Source organism: Gracilibacillus timonensis (assembly GCF_900086715.1).
Classification (GTDB): Bacteria; Bacillota; Bacilli; order Bacillales; family Amphibacillaceae; genus Gracilibacillus; species Gracilibacillus timonensis.
The window spans coordinates 1,199,665-1,217,480 of the sequence record NZ_FLKH01000012.1; the positions used below are offsets into that span (position 1 = coordinate 1,199,665).

At 39.5% G+C, this 17,816-nt stretch carries 14 protein-coding genes; 3 read left to right on the forward strand and 11 right to left on the reverse strand.

Annotated features, from left to right (window positions below):
* Positions 1 to 871 precede the first annotated feature (871 nt).
* The 3 genes from ltrA to BN6556_RS16905 form a co-directional block, all read right to left on the reverse strand.
* On the reverse strand, positions 872 to 2,182 hold the full coding sequence (ltrA, locus tag BN6556_RS16895; RefSeq protein ID WP_066193613.1) for a group II intron reverse transcriptase/maturase: 1,311 nt from the start codon (positions 2,180 to 2,182) through the stop codon (positions 872 to 874).
* 573 nt (positions 2,183 to 2,755) lie between these two features.
* Positions 2,756 to 5,458 carry an aconitate hydratase AcnA gene (gene acnA / locus BN6556_RS16900; protein ID WP_066193614.1) on the reverse strand — a complete coding sequence of 901 codons (2,703 nt, stop codon included), beginning with the start codon at positions 5,456 to 5,458 and terminating at the stop codon, positions 2,756 to 2,758.
* A gap of 174 nt (positions 5,459 to 5,632) precedes the next feature.
* Positions 5,633 to 6,736 (reverse strand): ATP-binding protein, encoded by a 1,104-nt coding sequence (locus BN6556_RS16905; protein WP_235817543.1) that lies wholly within the window; start codon positions 6,734 to 6,736, stop codon positions 5,633 to 5,635.
* Between the two features lie 251 nt (positions 6,737 to 6,987).
* Between BN6556_RS16905 and BN6556_RS16910 the strand changes: the two genes are divergently transcribed.
* On the forward strand, positions 6,988 to 7,449 hold the full coding sequence (locus BN6556_RS16910; protein WP_066193616.1) for a DUF2621 family protein: 462 nt from the start codon (positions 6,988 to 6,990) through the stop codon (positions 7,447 to 7,449).
* A gap of 30 nt (positions 7,450 to 7,479) precedes the next feature.
* On the opposite strand, the gene BN6556_RS16915 is transcribed toward BN6556_RS16910, so the two are convergent.
* The 7 genes from BN6556_RS16915 to BN6556_RS16945 form a co-directional block, all read right to left on the reverse strand.
* The gene (locus tag BN6556_RS16915) at positions 7,480 to 7,908 is read right to left on the reverse strand and encodes a Na(+)/H(+) antiporter subunit B (protein ID WP_066193618.1); all 429 of its coding nucleotides are present in this window, start codon (positions 7,906 to 7,908) and stop codon (positions 7,480 to 7,482) included.
* 34 nt (positions 7,909 to 7,942) lie between these two features.
* Positions 7,943 to 8,647 carry a cytochrome c biogenesis CcdA family protein gene (locus tag BN6556_RS16920; protein WP_066193622.1) on the reverse strand — a complete coding sequence of 235 codons (705 nt, stop codon included), beginning with the start codon at positions 8,645 to 8,647 and terminating at the stop codon, positions 7,943 to 7,945.
* A 298-nt stretch (positions 8,648 to 8,945) separates the two neighbouring features.
* Positions 8,946 to 9,800, reverse strand: a complete 855-nt coding sequence (locus tag BN6556_RS16925) for an aldo/keto reductase (protein WP_066193624.1) — start codon at positions 9,798 to 9,800, stop codon at positions 8,946 to 8,948.
* A gap of 643 nt (positions 9,801 to 10,443) precedes the next feature.
* Positions 10,444 to 10,668, reverse strand: coding sequence for a YneF family protein (locus BN6556_RS16930; protein ID WP_066193628.1), 225 nt, complete (start codon positions 10,666 to 10,668; stop codon positions 10,444 to 10,446).
* A gap of 224 nt (positions 10,669 to 10,892) precedes the next feature.
* On the reverse strand, positions 10,893 to 12,893 hold the full coding sequence (gene tkt / locus BN6556_RS16935) for a transketolase (protein ID WP_066193630.1): 2,001 nt from the start codon (positions 12,891 to 12,893) through the stop codon (positions 10,893 to 10,895).
* Positions 12,894 to 13,144: 251 nt separating this feature from the next.
* The gene (locus BN6556_RS16940) at positions 13,145 to 13,372 is read right to left on the reverse strand and encodes a DUF896 domain-containing protein (RefSeq protein ID WP_066193632.1); all 228 of its coding nucleotides are present in this window, start codon (positions 13,370 to 13,372) and stop codon (positions 13,145 to 13,147) included.
* A gap of 67 nt (positions 13,373 to 13,439) precedes the next feature.
* Complete coding sequence (locus BN6556_RS16945; RefSeq protein ID WP_066193634.1) at positions 13,440 to 14,102, reverse strand: YneB family resolvase-like protein; 663 nt, start codon at positions 14,100 to 14,102, stop codon at positions 13,440 to 13,442.
* A gap of 259 nt (positions 14,103 to 14,361) precedes the next feature.
* On the opposite strand from BN6556_RS16945, the gene lexA reads away from it, so the two are divergent.
* A complete protein-coding gene (lexA, locus tag BN6556_RS16950; RefSeq protein ID WP_066193636.1) occupies positions 14,362 to 14,982 on the forward strand; it encodes a transcriptional repressor LexA in 621 nt (206 codons plus the stop codon).
* A 169-nt stretch (positions 14,983 to 15,151) separates the two neighbouring features.
* On the opposite strand, the gene BN6556_RS16955 is transcribed toward lexA, so the two are convergent.
* Positions 15,152 to 16,501 carry a sodium-dependent transporter gene (locus BN6556_RS16955; protein ID WP_066193638.1) on the reverse strand — a complete coding sequence of 450 codons (1,350 nt, stop codon included), beginning with the start codon at positions 16,499 to 16,501 and terminating at the stop codon, positions 15,152 to 15,154.
* A gap of 322 nt (positions 16,502 to 16,823) precedes the next feature.
* On the opposite strand from BN6556_RS16955, the gene BN6556_RS16960 reads away from it, so the two are divergent.
* A complete protein-coding gene (locus BN6556_RS16960; RefSeq protein WP_066193640.1) occupies positions 16,824 to 17,732 on the forward strand; it encodes a cation diffusion facilitator family transporter in 909 nt (302 codons plus the stop codon).
* Positions 17,733 to 17,816 lie beyond the last annotated feature (84 nt).

Here is a 17,816-nt window from a genome sequence, read left to right on the forward strand (position 1 = left end):
CGAATAACTAAAAGTAGCCACTGAACTGCCGATAAGATAGATTATGTAAAGTAGTTTGCTTTTCTTTAGTGGTGAGTTTGCCCGTTTTTTTATGCTAGGCGAGCGCTCCGGGAATATGCTGCGCTTTTACCCACAGGGCATAAGTCAACAAGCGACTCGAGTAAAGAACACTCTCGCCGTGTTTCCTATACCGTGGGGCCGGCTTCAGCTAATTTGCAAAAGAAGAGCACTTTTACAAGTGGATCTTCAGCTCGTCCTGCGATGCACAGGACGTGCAAGTGCAGGCGTTGCAACAGGACGTTGCGATTTTAGCCTGTAAACCATTTTCCAGTCTACACCTATTTCCTCCGCTAGATTGAAGTACAACAATAGTTATCACTGCAAGGAGAAAGCGTTCTAGGTACCTAGATACTGTTGTAGCAAAAGGGAAAAATCGTCAACGGATTCTTCGGCTGCGTAATGGATCATGGTACAAATATAAAAGTCATAACATAGGATCAAGCCGTTCTCAGAAAAAGGTTATGCGGTTTGCTTATTGGCAGAAATATAGTGTCTGGAACACTTCATCTCATCCTAACAGTCATTCGATTGTAGTGCTACTACCCAGCGGAACCTATTTCCGGAGCGTTTCCTAGCACATAAAAACGTTCAACATGATCACTTGGAATAGCCTTTTACTTAACATCATCTATCTTATCGGTACCACCATTCGTTCAAGATCAAAATCGGTCCACATCCTTTCATACTCAGAATTCGTAGAGTAGGAGAGCGCCTTTCCGGTTGGATTGTGCCTCTCTCCCCTCGTTGAACCGTGCGAGCGGAACTACCGCACACGGCTCTCCTCCATCTTCCTTCACAAAATATAGCTAATTTATTTTCTCAACTCATAGATATTTACCTTTACTTTTGGCTTCGGGATGGGAAATCTTCTTAGAAACAACTGGAACTTCTCCCAGTCGAAGGACTTCCGCTGGCTCCTTCTGTTGAACCATTTAAACACTATTCGTTTGATCTGGTATCGAAACTCTTCCACGGCGCGACTGTTATCTGTGATACAATAGTAGTTATAGTATCCTCTCATGGCTCGTTGTACTTTGTCCATGATGACACCACTTCCTTGGTTGCGTATCGATCGTAACCATTGATTACACTGCTTGAGTTTTGCCTGCATTTTCTTCCGGGAAGTCTTTCGTTTCACCCGAAACTTTCCTTGCTGGCTCTTGCTACAGTAGTGTGTAAAGCCTAGAAAATCAAACGTATCTGGTTTCTTCTTCCCTTTTCGCTTGCTGTTCTCCTCGGCATATCGCCCGAAAGCCAGCACCTTTGTCTTTTCTTCCGACATTTCCAGGTGGAAGGTGTCTAATCTTTCTTTCAGTTCCCGATAGAAACGATCGGCTTCCGCTTTGTAAGAGAAACAACACACAAGATCATCCGCATAGCGCACGATATATGCTTTCCCCTTATATTGTTTTCGGATCCTTTTCTCAAACCAGAGATCCAATACATAATGAAGGTATATATTCCCTAATATGGGGGATATAAGTCCACCTTGAGGAGTGCCTCGATCGGTAGGTAACTTGCTTCCTTGTTCCATATATCCTGCTTTGAGAAATCTACCAATCAAGCGCAATAGACTTGGATCGGCTATCCGATGTTCTAGAAACTTCATGAGCCATGTATGATCCACATGGTCAAAGAATCCCTTAATATCTGCGTCCACGATGTAGTTCGTATACCGTTTCTCGATATAGACATTAAGCACCTTCAGGGCGTCATGACCGTTCCGATGAGGACGAAAACCAAAAGAGCTCGCTAAGAAATCTTGTTCATAGATAGCGGTTAAGATCTTGGCGATTCCTCTTTGTACGATTTTGTCTTCGTACGCTGGAATGCCCAATGGTCTTTTCTTCTTGCTATCGCTTTTCTCGATATACGTACGCTTGACGGGCTGTGGTCGATACTTCTTCCCTTTCATGCGTTGGACGAGGTCCACCAGATTGTCATGCAGATTTTCTTCATATAATTGTTTGGTTACCTGATCGATACCCGTTGCTTTGTTTGCCGCTAGTTCTCGATGACATGCCTTTAGTGCCTCCACGTTGAGTAGGTGGGCGAGCGATGTAAAGGTCATCTTTTGATTCGATTTTGCTAATTCTGCTATCCTTACCAGTTTTGTGTGCATGATATATATCCTCCTACCTCTGCGTGTAGATCATGTGTCTCCTCTAAGGACGAAAACGGAGGGATCGACCTTCACTCCATCCGCGTTACCCGATATTCTCACTACTATGTCGATCCTCCGACTTCCTGTTCCGCATTTGATGTCCTCACTTTCTTATCGCTTGTTCATCATACTCTCCTTATGTGGAAAGACGGAACAGGACCTCCCGAGTTGCCATCACCTAACCATATCCAGCGTGCCCCGGTCTCGGACCCCGGGGAAATCGTCTTCTCCTTGCCATTTGTCGGCGAAGACCATGTTGCTTTCTGAGAGCATAAACTCATCAGCTTTCCCATTTCTAAGTTTTCGGGGCTCTATTCCTTCAACCATTTGGCTTGCGGCCCACTGTCTTGCTGTCTACGCTTAAAGATTGCAGTTACCTGCCATCCTCCAAGACTCGCTACGGATGAGTGGCTAGCTCTTTTCCCGACGGGATTCCCACCCGCTATAGGTGATGACCTATGCTCGGACGCTCTAAGCTTTCTTACCTTTGCACAAAAAAAGAGACCGGGGATCCCAGTCTCTTTCCATTGTTTATGCTAGTTTATTTCGTAATACCATTTGCAGGATTCCACCATGTCGATAATAATCTACTTCCACATCACTATCAAAACGAGCAATCACTTCAAATTCTGTGGTTTTTCCGTCTTCATCGGTAGCAATCACTTTTACAAGATCACGTGGTTGAACTGTTTCATCCACTTGCACCTCAAATGTCTCTTTACCTGTCAACCCAAGAGAATCAGGACTGTCTCCATCTTGGAATTGCAATGGCAGCACGCCCATCATAACAAGGTTAGAACGGTGAATTCGCTCAAAACTTTGTGCAATAACCGTTTTGATTCCAAGTAGATTGGTCCCTTTAGCAGCCCAGTCACGCGAGCTTCCCATACCATAATCGTTACCTGCTAATACGACAAGACCTGTATTATCTTGTTGATATTTCATCGCTGCATCATAAATCGGCATCACGTCACCCGTTGGCCAATAGGTAGTAAAACCACCTTCTGTCCCAGGTGCTAATTGGTTTTTAATACGAATATTAGCGAATGTACCGCGCATCATAACCTCATGATTTCCACGACGAGAACCGTAAGAGTTAAAATAACGTGGAGATACATCCTTTGCTTGTAAATATTGTCCTGCTGGCATATCTTTGGCAATCGCACCTGCTGGTGAGATATGGTCTGTTGTGACGGAATCACCAAATTTACCAACAACACGCATATTAGAAAGTGTTTCTACCTTACCTGGTTCCTTAGCAAGGTTTTCAAAGAACGGCGGGTTTTGAATATAAGTGGAGTCTTCATTCCAAGTATACAATGGCTCGTCCGTTGTTTCAATTTGATTCCATTTTTCATTAGAGTTAAATACATTCTCGTACTCTCTGCGGAAGATTTCAGGTGTTACTACTTGTGCCACCTCTTGACGAACTTCTTCCATTGAAGGCCAAATATCATCAAAAAATACGTCATTACCCTCTTGATCTTGACCAATCGGATCATTTTTCAAGTCGATATCCACCGTCCCAGCTAGTGCGTAGGCAACGACTAACGGCGGAGAAGCCAAGTAGTTCGCTTTAACAAGCGGATGGATACGACCTTCAAAGTTACGGTTACCAGACAATACAGAAGCAACCGTCAGATCATTGTCGGCAATTCCTTTTTCGATTTCTTCACGTAACGGACCAGAGTTACCGATACATGTCGTACATCCATAGCCTACAAGGTTAAAGCCTAATTGATCTAGATAAGGCGTAAGCCCAGCGTCTTCTAAATACCCTGTTACTACTTTAGAACCTGGTGCCAAAGATGTTTTGACATAATCAGGCACAGACAATCCTTTCTCCACTGCCTTCTTCGCTAGTAAACCAGCCCCTAGCATCACATATGGGTTGGATGTATTCGTACAAGAAGTAATAGCAGCAATAGCTACAGCACCGGTTTTCATCACTGATTTTTTTCCGTTTGGATGATCAATTTCTACCATTTTATCAAATTCATCCTTATCTAATCCAAAACCTTGATTGCCAGCCGGAGCAGTGATTGCTTGATTAAATGAATTCTGCATCGCGGATAAGGGAATTAAGTCTTGTGGACGTTTTGGTCCAGAAAGGTTAGGTTCTAATTCGGATAAATTAATTTCTACTAATTCGGTGAAATCGGCATCTGGCTGATCAGGAGAATACCATAAGCTGTTTTCTTTACAATATTTCTCCACTAAATCAATTTGCTCTTCACTTCGGCCGGTAAGACGAAGATAGTTTAATGCCTCTTGATCTACGGGGAAGAAACCACATGTTGCACCATATTCCGGCGCCATGTTAGAAATAGTTGCACGGTCAGCAAGCGGCATATCTTGAAGCCCCGGTCCAAAGAATTCTACAAACTTGCCTACTACTTTCTTTTCACGAAGCACTTGGGTAACCTTAAGGGCTAAGTCTGTTGCCGTAGTTCCATTTGGAAAACTTCCTGTGAATTTAACACCAATTACTTCTGGAGCAGGAAAATAAGAAGGTTGTCCAAGCATACCTGCTTCTGCTTCAATACCACCAACACCCCAGCCAAGAACACCTAGACCATTGATCATGGTAGTATGGGAATCCGTTCCCACTAAGGTGTCAGGAAATGTATCAATCTCGCCATCTTGGTTCTCTATGGCATGTACCACATTAGCAATATATTCTAGATTGACTTGGTGCACAATACCAGTTGCTGGTGGTACCGCGCGGTAGTTATCAAATGCTTTCTGTGCCCAATTTAAGAATTCGTAACGCTCGGCGTTTCGTTCAAATTCAAGTTCCATGTTTGCTTGTAATGCATTCGTTGTACCATACTCATCCACTTGTACAGAGTGGTCAATAACTAGATCGACGGGTACTTCTGGGTTAATACTGTCAGGTGAGCCACCCATATCGACCATCGCTTTACGTAAAGAAGCCAAGTCAACTACTGCTGGAACACCAGTGAAATCCTGCAAAATAACGCGAGATGGTTTGAATGGCACATCCTCCCCTTTCTCTTTTCCCCAGTTAGCTAAACTTTTGATATGTCCATCTTGTATGACACGTCCATCCTGTTGTCGAATTAATGATTCCAATAACACACGAATGGAAAAAGGTAAACGGTCAATGTTACCGACACCTGCTTCTTCTAAAGCTTTTAATTGATAATAGTTATACGTTTTTCCGTTCAATTCAAATTGCTTTTTTGTTTGAAATGAATTTTGATTACTCATTCAGTCAATTACCCCCTTGACAAAAAATTGGAGTGAAAAACTCTCATTCTCCTACACTACTATATTATCATATAGCCCATACCCCTATTATTTTATCTGAAATCGGTTTATAAGTAAATTGATTCACCGCAAAAAGTCGAAATTAATCTATATATAAATAAAAATGATAGCCATCTAATGAACTTCAAACGGCAAATGAATATGGAACGTACTACCATTCCCGACCTCCGAATCAATTTCCAGCTTCCCTTGATGATTCGTGATAATTTGATTACAAATCATAAGCCCAAGTCCGGTTCCATTCTTCTTTGTCGTAAAAAACGGCTCCTTGAGTTTATCGATCAAATGCGCAGGAATACCAGGCCCTTGATCCTGAATGGAAATGACACAACCACTTTCCTTTCGATTAATGACAATATGGATCAATCCCCCTTCTTCCATTTCTTCGATCGCATTTTTGATTAAATTAATAAACACTTGTTTCATCTGTGAACAGTCACAAGTAACAAGTACATCTTCATCTGTCTCCAAGACAATATCAATATTATATAGATTGGCTTCTGTATATAGTAGGGTGATTACGTCTCGGAGCATTTTATTAATACTCTCCTGATTCCTGTCATTGGTCATGGGTTTTGATAAAAATAACAATTCGGAAGTTATTGCAATAATTTTATCAATTTCATCCATCATGATGGTGTAATATTCTTCTTTGTTCGAAATGCCATTTTGTAATAATTGCATAAATCCTTTCAAAGAAGTAAGTGGATTTCTGATTTCATGTGCTATCCCTGCGGCCAATTGACCCGTAATCGACATCTTTTCTGATCGAATCAACACTTCCTCGGCCTGCTTTTGATCGGTTGTGTCTTTTAATAACGACATGACCTTTCGCTCTCCATTCCAATAGAAAGCATAAAGCATTGCCTCAAAAATCATATATCTGCCCAAATGATTGCGGAGATGAAGAAAGGATTTCTCCCCATGCTCAAGTGACCTATCGATATCGAAGTTCCTTAGTAAAAACAGCTTGTCTTCATGCATGAGGTATCGGAATATGGACCTTCCCATTACCTCTTGTTTTGCAAAGCCCAACACCCTTTGGACAGACTCTGAGACATATTCGATCTTCCCTAAATGATCACTTATACATATAATATCAAACCCATGTCTTTCGATCTGCTGTCTCATTTGTTTCGGAATTGTTACTAATGAAAATTCACTGTCTGTAACTCTACCAGTACTTATCTCTGTGATTCGATCTCCATCATAAAGCAAACACTTCCCCTCCAATTCCAGCTAAGTAAATTATTTTCTTGAAGTGCGCAAACATGCTATAATATCAACGACTTGATATATTGTATGAGAAATATGGATTTTAATGACTGAATTTAAGATTCATTGTTATATTACTATACTTTCAGAAAAAATAAAATAATCATTTCCAATAGTTAGCAAAAAAACCGCTAACATGCTCGTTTTTTTTAAAAAAATATCGAAGGCAGGTGATCGAATTGAGTTTTACATTTATGTTATTTATCGTGATATGGACCTTCATACTGCTAGGTTTAATGTCGATAGGCGGTTTCTTTATGTTCCGTAAATTTCTAAAAAGGTTACCTAAACAAGACGGGAAATCTGATTTGGATTGGGAAAATTATTATATCCAAGAAACAAAACACTTATGGCAGGACAAAGAAAAAAACCTTCTAGAAGAGTTAGTCAGCCCCGTCCCTGAATTGTTCCGTGACGTAGCTCGAGAGAAAATTGCCGGCAAGATCGGTGAACTAACCTTGCGCAAAAAGGAATCGTACGTTACACAGGATACCTTAATTCAAGGGTACATTATGGCCACTCCAAAACGTGACCATAAATTCTTAAGAAAAAAATTGCAGGAAAAAGAGATTGATCTTGCATCCTATGAGCACTATTTTCAATACTCCCCTGATGACTATAAGAACAAAAAATACGCAGCAAAAACACGGAAATAATATGTCGTGTCCTCGCTGCGTATTATATTTTTATGCTCTGTCCTGTGATATAGTTAACACAATCGTCATGGTGACACCAATAACGGTTAAATAAACACCTAAATCAAAGAATAGTGCCGTTGCTAATTCCATCTCACCAAAAATAGGAAAGTGAAAATAATCAAAGGTTTGACTTAAAAAAGGCTCTCCAAATGCAAACGATCCCACACCTGTGCCGATAGCAATTAGTAAGCCAATGACAATCAATGTTTGGTAATTAATTGGCAGTACTTTATTTATAATTGCTTCTCCATATGCCATATACATTAATACGATAGCTGCCGCTGTCATCAGTCCGCCGACAAAACCTCCGCCTGGCGCATTATGTCCGGCAAAAAACAAATAAATAGCAAAGCCGAATTGAATGAAGGCAATAAAGACAGTGGCTGTTTTTAAGATTAAGTTATTCTTTTCCACCAAATAAAACTCCCCCTAACACAAATATTTCTTTTGTCTAAAACCCTCGGAAATTAAAGAATGTGGCTAAATAGGAGGTTAAATCTGTCATCCAGTCGAAAAACAGAAAGAACCCCATAAAGATCATCACATAACCGCCTATCTTCACTAATCTTGGAGCATTACGCTTTATCCATTTCATTTTACCAATAAAAAATGCCAAAATAAAGAACGGAATTGAAAAACCTAGAGAATAGGAGGTCATCAATATAATACCCATTTCCGTATTAGTTGCTGCCAAGGACATTACCGCCAAAAGGATGGGACCTGTACATGGTGTCCAGCCCAAAGAAAAAGCCATTCCCACTAGAAACGTGCCGAGGAAACCCGCTGGTTTATTCTTAAAACGAATCTTTTTCTCTTTCATCAGAAAATCGAATTTAAGCGCCCCAATGATGACGAGCCCAAAAAAGATAATGATAATTGCTCCAACTTGTCTAATTAAAGTATCATATTGATTAAGAAAACCACCTAAAAAGCTGGTACCAAACCCTAGCAAAACAAAAATGCTAGAAAATCCCAACAGGAAAAACAACGTATGTAGAATACTTTTATAATTGAACATGGCGTTGTCTTCTTTAATATCACTGACACTCATACCCGTAATATAGGACAAAAAAGCTGGATAAAGCGGAAGTACACATGGTGAAATAAAGGATAGAAACCCTGCCCCAAATGCAATAAATAGATTGACTTCTGTCAAAATTCGTCACCTCAAACAAACGATAAGGTATCGTTATATATCATTACTATACCCTATCATAAGACCGATAGAAAAAATAAGCAAGTATTCTAATCTGACCATTTTGTTACGTTTTTGTCATCTTCTCTTTTGGAACAATCATGGGCATGATATTTTTCCTTAAGTGGTTAGTCTGACCTTTTTCCGTACAAAGGGTCCCCTATCACCTCGAGCAAGTAAAGCCCGTCAAAATAATTCGACAGCCTTATTTATAGCCGCGAAACTTTTTTCTGTGCTTTACTAATATCAACGTTCATATTCACCATAATGCAAGCGGTTGCTTCTTGTTAGGTTCGGGAAAGACGGTATCTATTTGTTTAAGATCTTGTGCTGTTAATTGGATGTCCGCTGCCTTGACATTATGGAACACGTGAGTAGGGTTGCTGGATTGCGGTATAGCGATGGTTTCTCCATTGCGGATAGTCCAGGCTAATAAAATTTGAAAAATATCTGCTTGATGCTTTTTAGCTATTTCTTTTAAAACACGTTGCTCGGTCAATCTTGTACCGGAGCTATCATGACGATCAACCGGTGCATAAGCAATCACCGGTATTCTCTGTTTACTCATGAACGGTACTAAATCATATTCAATCCCTCGATCTGCCAAATTATAACGTACCTGGTTGGCAGCACAATTCCCCCCTTCTGGAAAGGTCCATATTTGTTCCATATCGGCTGTATCCAAATTAGAAACACCCCATGCTTTGATTTTGCCTTGGTTTTTGGCTTTTTCTAACGCCTCTACAGTCTCTTGAAGCGGGATGTTACCCTGCCAATGAAGTAAATATAGATCCAAATAATCCACCTTCAATCTTTTTAAACTATGATCAAGACTAATTGGCAATTGCTGCTTAGAAGCGTTGGAAGGCAGTACCTTGGAAATCAGAAACAAATCATCCCGCTGTTGAAGATATGGTTGGATAGCTTGTGCTACCAATTGCTCGGAATTCCCGTTTCCATACATTTCAGCTGTGTCAATAACCTGCACGCCGTTATCTATTCCAGTTTGTATGGCTTTCACTTCTTGTTCTCGTTTATTTGGTTTGTCTCCCATGTTCAAAGTGCCTAAACCTATTGGGAATACTTCTCTATCAGCTATTTTTACTTTTTTCATCTGTTTTCTCCTCCTAGCTGCAGTATAATATAAAAAAATCAGTCAACAGTTATGCAAATGCTGATTTCATCATTGAGATTATGCTCATTTGCATACATTGTATCATCAGTGGACCAAATGATCCATTGAGGATTGCGGTTAGATAGGCGAGTTATCCATTAGTATCGCCCCATCTAAGTTCCCACTTAAAACGTTCCCACCTAATGAACCAAGATCTTGTGCTATTTCACGTTAAAATACGTCTTCTGCAATAGCCAAACATCTTTTGATACTCATTATTTAATCCCCTTTCGTTCCTAGTGTAATTTAAATATACCAAGACGTTATAGTTAGACGGAGATAAGATAACCTTTAGTAGGTTAGAGCCTTACCTTGCAGTAGTGGAACTTATTTCTAGAGCACTTCCTAATATAGACAAACCATCAACTTTACGACATGGAATTGATAAATCTGCTATTTAATATCATACAAAACTTATCTGTATGTCAATTAGTTTGACGTCATAGGCTTCTTTTCTTACAATAAAAAAGCCACTCTCCTGTTTAATTTTTTATACAGGAAAGTGACTTTTTAGAAAATTAACCACGTAATTTTTTATCGGCTGTAGAAGCCTAATCCATCAGCATTTATAATCAAAAATAGGTTATTTTTTATCCATTTGATTATTCATAGAACGCATCATTTGTTTTATCTTTTTCTGACTTGGTTTTTGTCCCATTTGCATCATCAAAGTACGCAACATTTGTTCATTAATTGGTGGATTTTTCTTTAGATAGTTCATCATATACTTTCTCGCAATAAAGAAGCCCAGCGCAACACCTGCTAGAAGAGCGACAACGATTAGTATAATCCAGATAAAAGTGCTCATTCCCTCGTTCCTCCTTCAAACTGTCTCTTATACAGTATAGTAAAAATTAACTTATAATACAAGCACTTGTTTTATGAACCAGAGCTGTAGGTCATCATGATATAAGTTTTTCCAACATACGTACATTACTTATGCATTTTTTTTAAGATGAGCAACAAACAACGAGAATACTTTAAGGCATTATAAAGTGAAAAAATGGGACGAGGAATACCTCGTCCCATTTTTTAGAATAATTCATTTACATGATTCACTACATTTTCCACGGTAAAGCCATATTCTTCAATAATTTTATCGCCTTTAGCAGAAGCACCAAAGCGATCGATGGAAATAATTTTACCTTCGATGCCTACGTAACGCTCCCAGCCTAGGGAAGCAGCCATTTCAATCGCAACACGTTTGCTTACAGCTTTCGGCAGTACTGCTTCTTTATATGCTGCATCTTGGGCATCAAAACGGTCCCATGAAGGAATGCTTACTACACTAACATCTTTTCCTTCTGCTTTTAATTGCGCCTGTGCTTTCACTGCCAGCTGAACCTCTGATCCAGTTGCTACAAGAATGGCATCTGGTGTTTCTTTAGATGCAGGACTGACTACATACCCACCTTTTTTCACACCTTCATATGCATGTTCTGCTGTACCTTCCAACGTTGGTAAGCCTTGTCGTGTGAGTACAAGAGCAGTTGGTTGATCTGTCGATTCAAGAGCTAAACGCCATGCGGCTTGTACTTCATTACCATCTGCTGGACGAATAACAGACAAGTTTGGCATACCTCTAAATGCAGCTAACTGTTCCACTGGTTCATGTGTTGGTCCATCCTCACCAACAGCGATGGAATCGTGTGTTAATACATAAGTGACAGGGAGATTTTGTATCGCTGCCAATCTGACAGCAGGTCGTAAATAATCACTGAACACAAAGAATGTACCACCAAATACTTTTAATCCACCATGTAATGCCATACCATTTAGAGCGGCAGCCATAGCAAATTCACGTACTCCAAACCAAATATTTCGGTTTGCAGGTTCATTTGCAGAGAAGTCTCCATCATTGTTTAGATTAGTTTTATTGGAACCTGCCAAATCTGCACTACCACCAAACAACGTTGGCACTGCTTCGGCAATTGCATTTAATACCTCGCCAGAAGTAGCACGAGTAGCAGCTTCATCTTTACCTGCTTCATATACTGGTAAGTTCTTATCCCAATCTTTTGGAAGTTCTTTATTTATCGCCGTTTCAAGTTCTTTTCCTAGTTCCGGATACGCCTTTTTATAGTCTTCCAATAATTGATTCCACTCTTGTTCCTTGGTTTGACCGTCTTCAACAATTTTTGTATGGAAGTCTTGATAAACCTCTTCAGGTACATGGAAGTCTTCATAATCCCAGTTGTAAAACTCTTTTGTTAATTTAACTTCATCGGCCCCCAATGCTGCACCATGTGAAGCGGCAGAAGCAGACTTGTTCGGCGAACCATAACCAATAATCGTTTTAACTTCAATAAGTGTTGGTTGATCCGTGTTTGTTTTCGCTTTTTCAATCGCATCAGAAATAGCCTGTGTATCGTTGCCATCTTCTACACGAAGAACCTGCCAGCCATAAGCCTCAAAACGTCCGGGAACATTTTCGGAAAATGCCTTGTTTAACTCTCCATCCAACGAAATATCGTTAGAATCATATAAAGCGATCAACTTACCTAATTGAAGATGCCCGGCTAAGGAAGAAGCCTCATGAGATATACCTTCCATTAAGTCACCATCACTTACTATGGCAAAAGTGTAATGATCCACAACTGGGTAATCCGGCTTATTATACATGCCTGCTAAATGTTTTTCTGCCATTGCCATACCGACACTCATAGCAATACCTTGACCTAGAGGTCCTGTGGTAGCTTCTACCCCATCTGTATGATGAACTTCTGGGTGACCAGGTGTTCTTGAATCCCACTGACGAAATCCTTTCAAGTCATCAATTGTTACATCAAAACCAGATAGATGTAAAAGGCTGTACAATAACATAGAACCATGACCCGCAGAAAGTACAAAACGGTCTCTATTAAACCATTGGGAGTTCTTCGGATTAATGTTCATATATTCGGTCCAAAGTTTGTAAGCCATTGGCGCAGCCCCCATTGGCAAGCCTGGGTGGCCTGAATTAGCATTCTCAATTGCATCTATCGCCAATGTTCTTATCGTGTTAATCGACAATTGTTCTGTTTGGTTTGACATCATTTTTCTCCTTTCGATATTCAAATATGTACGCACATCTATAATCCTATAACGAAATGGCATGAATGACAAGTAAATCAGTCAATTTTCTTCTTAATTCTCCGTTCTTACAACAAAAAACTGCACCGGAGAATGGCTTGGCAGATCATTTGTCTTTTCCAAGCTGTTTTCTGCATGCAGTGTAGCGGGTTATGAAAAAGCAAACGAACAACAAGAACTAGGGAATGAAGTTGTTCGTGCACGATCGTCGCTTATTTCTGTTTCCTTTGGAATTTCCTGAGCTTTTCAGGTGTGACGTCATTCCCGTTTGGATCAACGACAGTCATCCCTTTCATATGATTTTTAAATGATTTTCGTACATTTTTAAGGTAGGCTTGTCTTAATTCAGCTTGTTCCTGTTTTTCTTCTTCACTTAATTCCGTTTTTTTTGCTTTATTAGCAAGCTCATTTATTCTAGCAATTTTTTCTTCAGATAACATCCAGACTTCACCTCACTTACTTTTGACAGTTATTCAATATCTTTATCCTGTCCATCCTGTTTCCATTTTAATCTGGATGTTTTGAGTTTTCAAGTGTTTGATATTCTTGATATCTTCGGTGAACGGTTGCCTTCGACACATCGTATCCCATCCCTCTTAAGATAGAAGCAATTTCACGAAAGGTCAATTTCTTTTCTCTTAAACGGAGCACCTCATCTATTGGGAACTCAATCCGTTCTCTTCCCTGGGCTTGCGTGAGATTAGATAAGTTTTGTGCCGGATTATATCCATTTTGGATAGCCTTATTCATCCCTCTTTTGATTTTGGCATTATGCAATTTCCGTTGATATTCTTCAACGATAGAGACAATTTGCAGCACCATAGAATCTCCCTCTGATAATTGGAGTTCGCCGTGATGCGACAAAGAATAGATCGTTACATTTAATTTGGTTAACTGATGTAATAAAGCGATCTTAGTATTCCCTCTTCCAAGTCTTGTTTCATCCTGAATTAACAGGGTGTCTGCCTGACCATTTTGAAAGACAGACAGCATTGCAAATACGCCTTCGCGTTCAATATCATATCCGCTCTGTTTTTCCTTGATTGTTCGGTAAATAGAAATATGGTGATTGACTGCAAACTCTTCTAGTTCTTCTTGTTGTCGTTGAATGGAGCTTTCTTGCGTCTCTTTCTCCGTACTGACTCGGCAATATATAATGGCTGTTCTCATATTGATTCCCCATCTTAGATATTATTTACTGCTGCAATATAGAAAAAAATAATAGCAAAAACAAAAGATAATAAATAAAAGAAATCCACTTTTGTCATATTCTTTAGCATGTTATTTCCCTCCTTAGAACTTTTGTTCGTAATTTCATTATACAGGAACAAACGTTCATGTCAACACTTTTTTCGAACGAATGTTTGTCAGATTTATTTTCCTGTGTTATACTATGATTATTAAATATTACGTCTATGGGGTGAAAGTTATGACAAACCTATCAAAGCGGCAAGAAGATATTCTGGAATATATAAAAGAGCAAGTGGAATTAAAAGGTTATCCGCCTTCTGTGAGAGAAATTGGGGAAGCAGTAGGATTAGCATCGAGTTCTACAGTACATGGACACTTAGCAAGATTGGAGAAGAAGGGCTATATAAGGCGTGATCCTACTAAGCCAAGAGCCATTGAAATACTACAGCAGGAAGGTGAATGGGATGTTCCTAAAATGGAACCCACCTTTGCACCTGTCATTGGGAAAGTTACGGCTGGGCTGCCTATTACTGCAGTAGAGAATATCGAAGAGTATATTCCAATACCACAAAGTGATCTGCAAGGAAATTCCACATTATTTGTGTTAATAATTGAAGGGGACAGTATGATCGAAGCAGGGATTTTAAATGGGGACAAGGTCATTGTCAAACAACAAAACACTGCAGAAAACGGGGATATCATAGTAGCTATGACAGAAGAAACAGAAGCGACTGTCAAACGATTTTTTAAAGAAAAAAATCATATTCGCCTGCAGCCAGAAAACGCTACAATGGAACCTTTAATTTACGATAATGTTTCCATTTTGGGAAAAGTAATCGGCTTATACCGCAGCCTGTAATCCAATCGTCTTATTTGGTGGAGAACTGAATAAGACGATTGTTAACCAAAAAGACCATCTGCAATGACATCCATAAAGTACCTAAGCCGCACAATAAGGAAATCTTGTAAAGAGAGGGTGTTTTGCAGATTGACAGCACCTCTATCCTTTTTAAGAGGTGCTTATCTCGCTATCCGTAAATAATTCCTAGAGAGTATAGAAAAACAACAATAATCGTCACAGGCGCCAACCAGCGAATAACACCAAACCATAATTGAAATACTCCTTCACCGAAGTGATTTCCAAAGAAAAATTCTTGATGTACTAAATCACGATCCATCTTAAACCCAACAAATAAGGCGATAAAAAGACATCCTCCTGGCAACATGATATTACTTACCAGAAAATCGCTGGCATCAAATATGCTTTTTTGAAAAATGATCAAGTCAGCTAACACATTAGAAGACAAGGCAGCAGGGATCCCTGCTATAAAAACGAAAAATCCGGCGATCCATGCAATCGACTTACGTGAAGAAGAGATTTTTTCTGAAATCGCAGAGGTAATAATCTCCAACATGCTGAATGAGGAGGTCAACACAGCAAATAAAAATAATAATAAAAATAAAGTTAAAAACAGCTCTCCAAACAGCATTTGCGAAAAAGCCTCTGGTAAAACAATAAATAATAAACTTGGTCCTTCCGCAGGTTCTAAACCAAAGGCAAAAACAACTGGAAAAATAGCTAAACCAGCTAGAAAGGATACCAGGATGTTCATCATAGATACAGATGTCGCTGAATGACTTAAGCTAATATTTTTTTGTAAATAAGAGCTGTAAGTCACCATCACTGAAATACCAACTGCCAGCGAGAAAAAAGCATGCCCTAAGGCGTTCAATATATTTTCACCATTTAATTTGCTGAAATCCGGCTGTAAAAAGAAACGAATACCTTCCATCGCTCCTTCAAAAGTAAGAGAACGCACAACAATAATGATAAAGAAAATAAATAGAAGCGGCATCAGTATTTTACTGTATCTTTCAATGCCTTGTTTAATGCCCGATGAAATAACAAAGGCGTTCAGAAGAATAAACAACGCCAAACCCGTAATTGTAAGCCATGGGTTTCCTGTAATATCAGCAAATAACTGCCCGTAATCCGCGTTATTGGAAATGACTTTTCCTGGAATAGATAAGACGGTGTATAGCAAAACCCACCCGCCTACTACACCATAAAATGATAATAGGATAAACGCACCGACAACTCCCCAATAACCAATCAGTGATGATAGACTGCCTGGAGCTAACTTTTGATAAGCACTGACCGCTTCTTTTTGTGCACCTCTTCCAATGATAAATTCAGCAATTAATAAGGGTAAACCGATCAAAATGGTGAACAGTATAAAAAGAAAGAAGAACGCACCTCCACCATTCATACCAGTCATGTATGGGAATTTCCATATAGCTCCCAGACCTACGGCTGCACCAGCTGACGAAAGAATGAATCCCATCCTTGTACCCCATTGTTCTCTTTTGGCTTCCATTTATAATCGTTCCTTTCTCTTTGTTGCTATATGATGATAATGAGTTGTTGGGTAATGGCTTATAAAGCATAAACAGTATAACATAATTCAATCACAAAGGATGTAAAAAATAATCTATCCCATTTATACTGCATTATTAAATAGTTCTGAAAGGACATATTGACAATAGGATGGTTGAATTAGACGATATTTATTAGATATATTCAACTCTTTTTCGAAACAGATATATAATTTGAAATGAACCAAAAGGTTGCTATAGACCCACTCAGCCTTCTTTTGTTATACTTATTCTCTATTCCATAAAAGGTAGGAGAATGTTGGGATGAAACGAACTGATAAAATTGCATTTTTGTCTGTGTTAAGTAATTCTTTTGTCGTTGTTTTAAAATTAATCGTCGGGTTGTGGACTGGTTCCATTGCCGTTATTTCAGAGGCTATCCACTCTGCACTAGATTTATTGGCTTCCTTTATTGCATTTATTTCTGTTCGAGTTGCAGGAAAACCAGCTGATAAAGGGCACCCTTTTGGTCATGGTAAGGTAGAAAATATTTCTGGCACTTTAGAAACTCTGCTCATTTTTGTGGCTGGTTTCTGGATTATTTACGAATGTCTCCACAAGCTATTCACACCTGAGCCTGTCAAACTTCCATTCTTAGCGATTGCCATCATGCTTGTAGGTGCGATTCTTAATTTCATTGTATCCAAATTGGTTAAAAAGGAAGGAGAAAGGGTCCATTCCATTGCCATGAAATCCAACGCTTTTCATCTGTTGACGGATGTGTACACCTCTCTCGGCGTAGCAGTTGGATTACTACTTGTCTATCTGACTGGATGGCATTTCCTTGACCCGTTGATTGGAATAGCTTTAGCGATTTATATCATGCTAGAAGCGGTAAAATTAATCAAAGAGGCTTTCCCACCGTTATTAGATGCTAAGCTTTCTCAGCAAGAAGAGAAGGAAATCCTCCAGATTATCCAAATGTTTCATCACGAATATATAGAGATTCATGACTTCAGAACCAGACGGGCTGGAGCAGTGGAATATATTGAATTCCATATGGTCGTTCCTTCTCATGAAACGATTCAGAAAACGCATGACCTGTGTGACCATATAGAATTAAGGATCCGAGAAACATTCGCTAATGCCCATATTTCCATACACGTGGAGCCAGAGAATGAACGTAAAGGAGATCAAAAAAGGGATGTTTTGCATGATGAAGGAGGTGTATAAATAAATACTATCTTAACATGAGAGTATCTCAAAGTCTTGCCCTACCAATATCACGCTTCGTTCTAGCCTACGAGAGGTGCCCCG

Excerpts from the sequence above, each read along its gene's own strand:
- ltrA (WP_066193613.1), bottom strand. The coding sequence starts at position 2,182 with ATGCACACAAAACTGGTAAGGATAGCAGAATTAGCAAAATCGAATCAA.
- BN6556_RS16960 (WP_066193640.1), top strand. The coding sequence starts at position 16,824 with ATGAAACGAACTGATAAAATTGCATTTTTGTCTGTGTTAAGTAATTCT.
- BN6556_RS16940 (WP_066193632.1), bottom strand. The coding sequence starts at position 13,372 with ATGTTATCTGAAGAAAAAATTGCTAGAATAAATGAGCTTGCTAATAAA.
- BN6556_RS16910 (WP_066193616.1), top strand. The coding sequence starts at position 6,988 with ATGTTATTTATCGTGATATGGACCTTCATACTGCTAGGTTTAATGTCG.
- BN6556_RS16930 (WP_066193628.1), bottom strand. The coding sequence starts at position 10,668 with ATGAGCACTTTTATCTGGATTATACTAATCGTTGTCGCTCTTCTAGCA.
- acnA (WP_066193614.1), bottom strand. The coding sequence starts at position 5,458 with ATGAGTAATCAAAATTCATTTCAAACAAAAAAGCAATTTGAATTGAAC.
- BN6556_RS16955 (WP_066193638.1), bottom strand. The coding sequence starts at position 16,501 with ATGGAAGCCAAAAGAGAACAATGGGGTACAAGGATGGGATTCATTCTT.
- tkt (WP_066193630.1), bottom strand. The coding sequence starts at position 12,893 with ATGTCAAACCAAACAGAACAATTGTCGATTAACACGATAAGAACATTG.
- lexA (WP_066193636.1), top strand. The coding sequence starts at position 14,362 with ATGACAAACCTATCAAAGCGGCAAGAAGATATTCTGGAATATATAAAA.
- BN6556_RS16925 (WP_066193624.1), bottom strand. The coding sequence starts at position 9,800 with ATGAAAAAAGTAAAAATAGCTGATAGAGAAGTATTCCCAATAGGTTTA.
- BN6556_RS16945 (WP_066193634.1), bottom strand. The coding sequence starts at position 14,102 with ATGAGAACAGCCATTATATATTGCCGAGTCAGTACGGAGAAAGAGACG.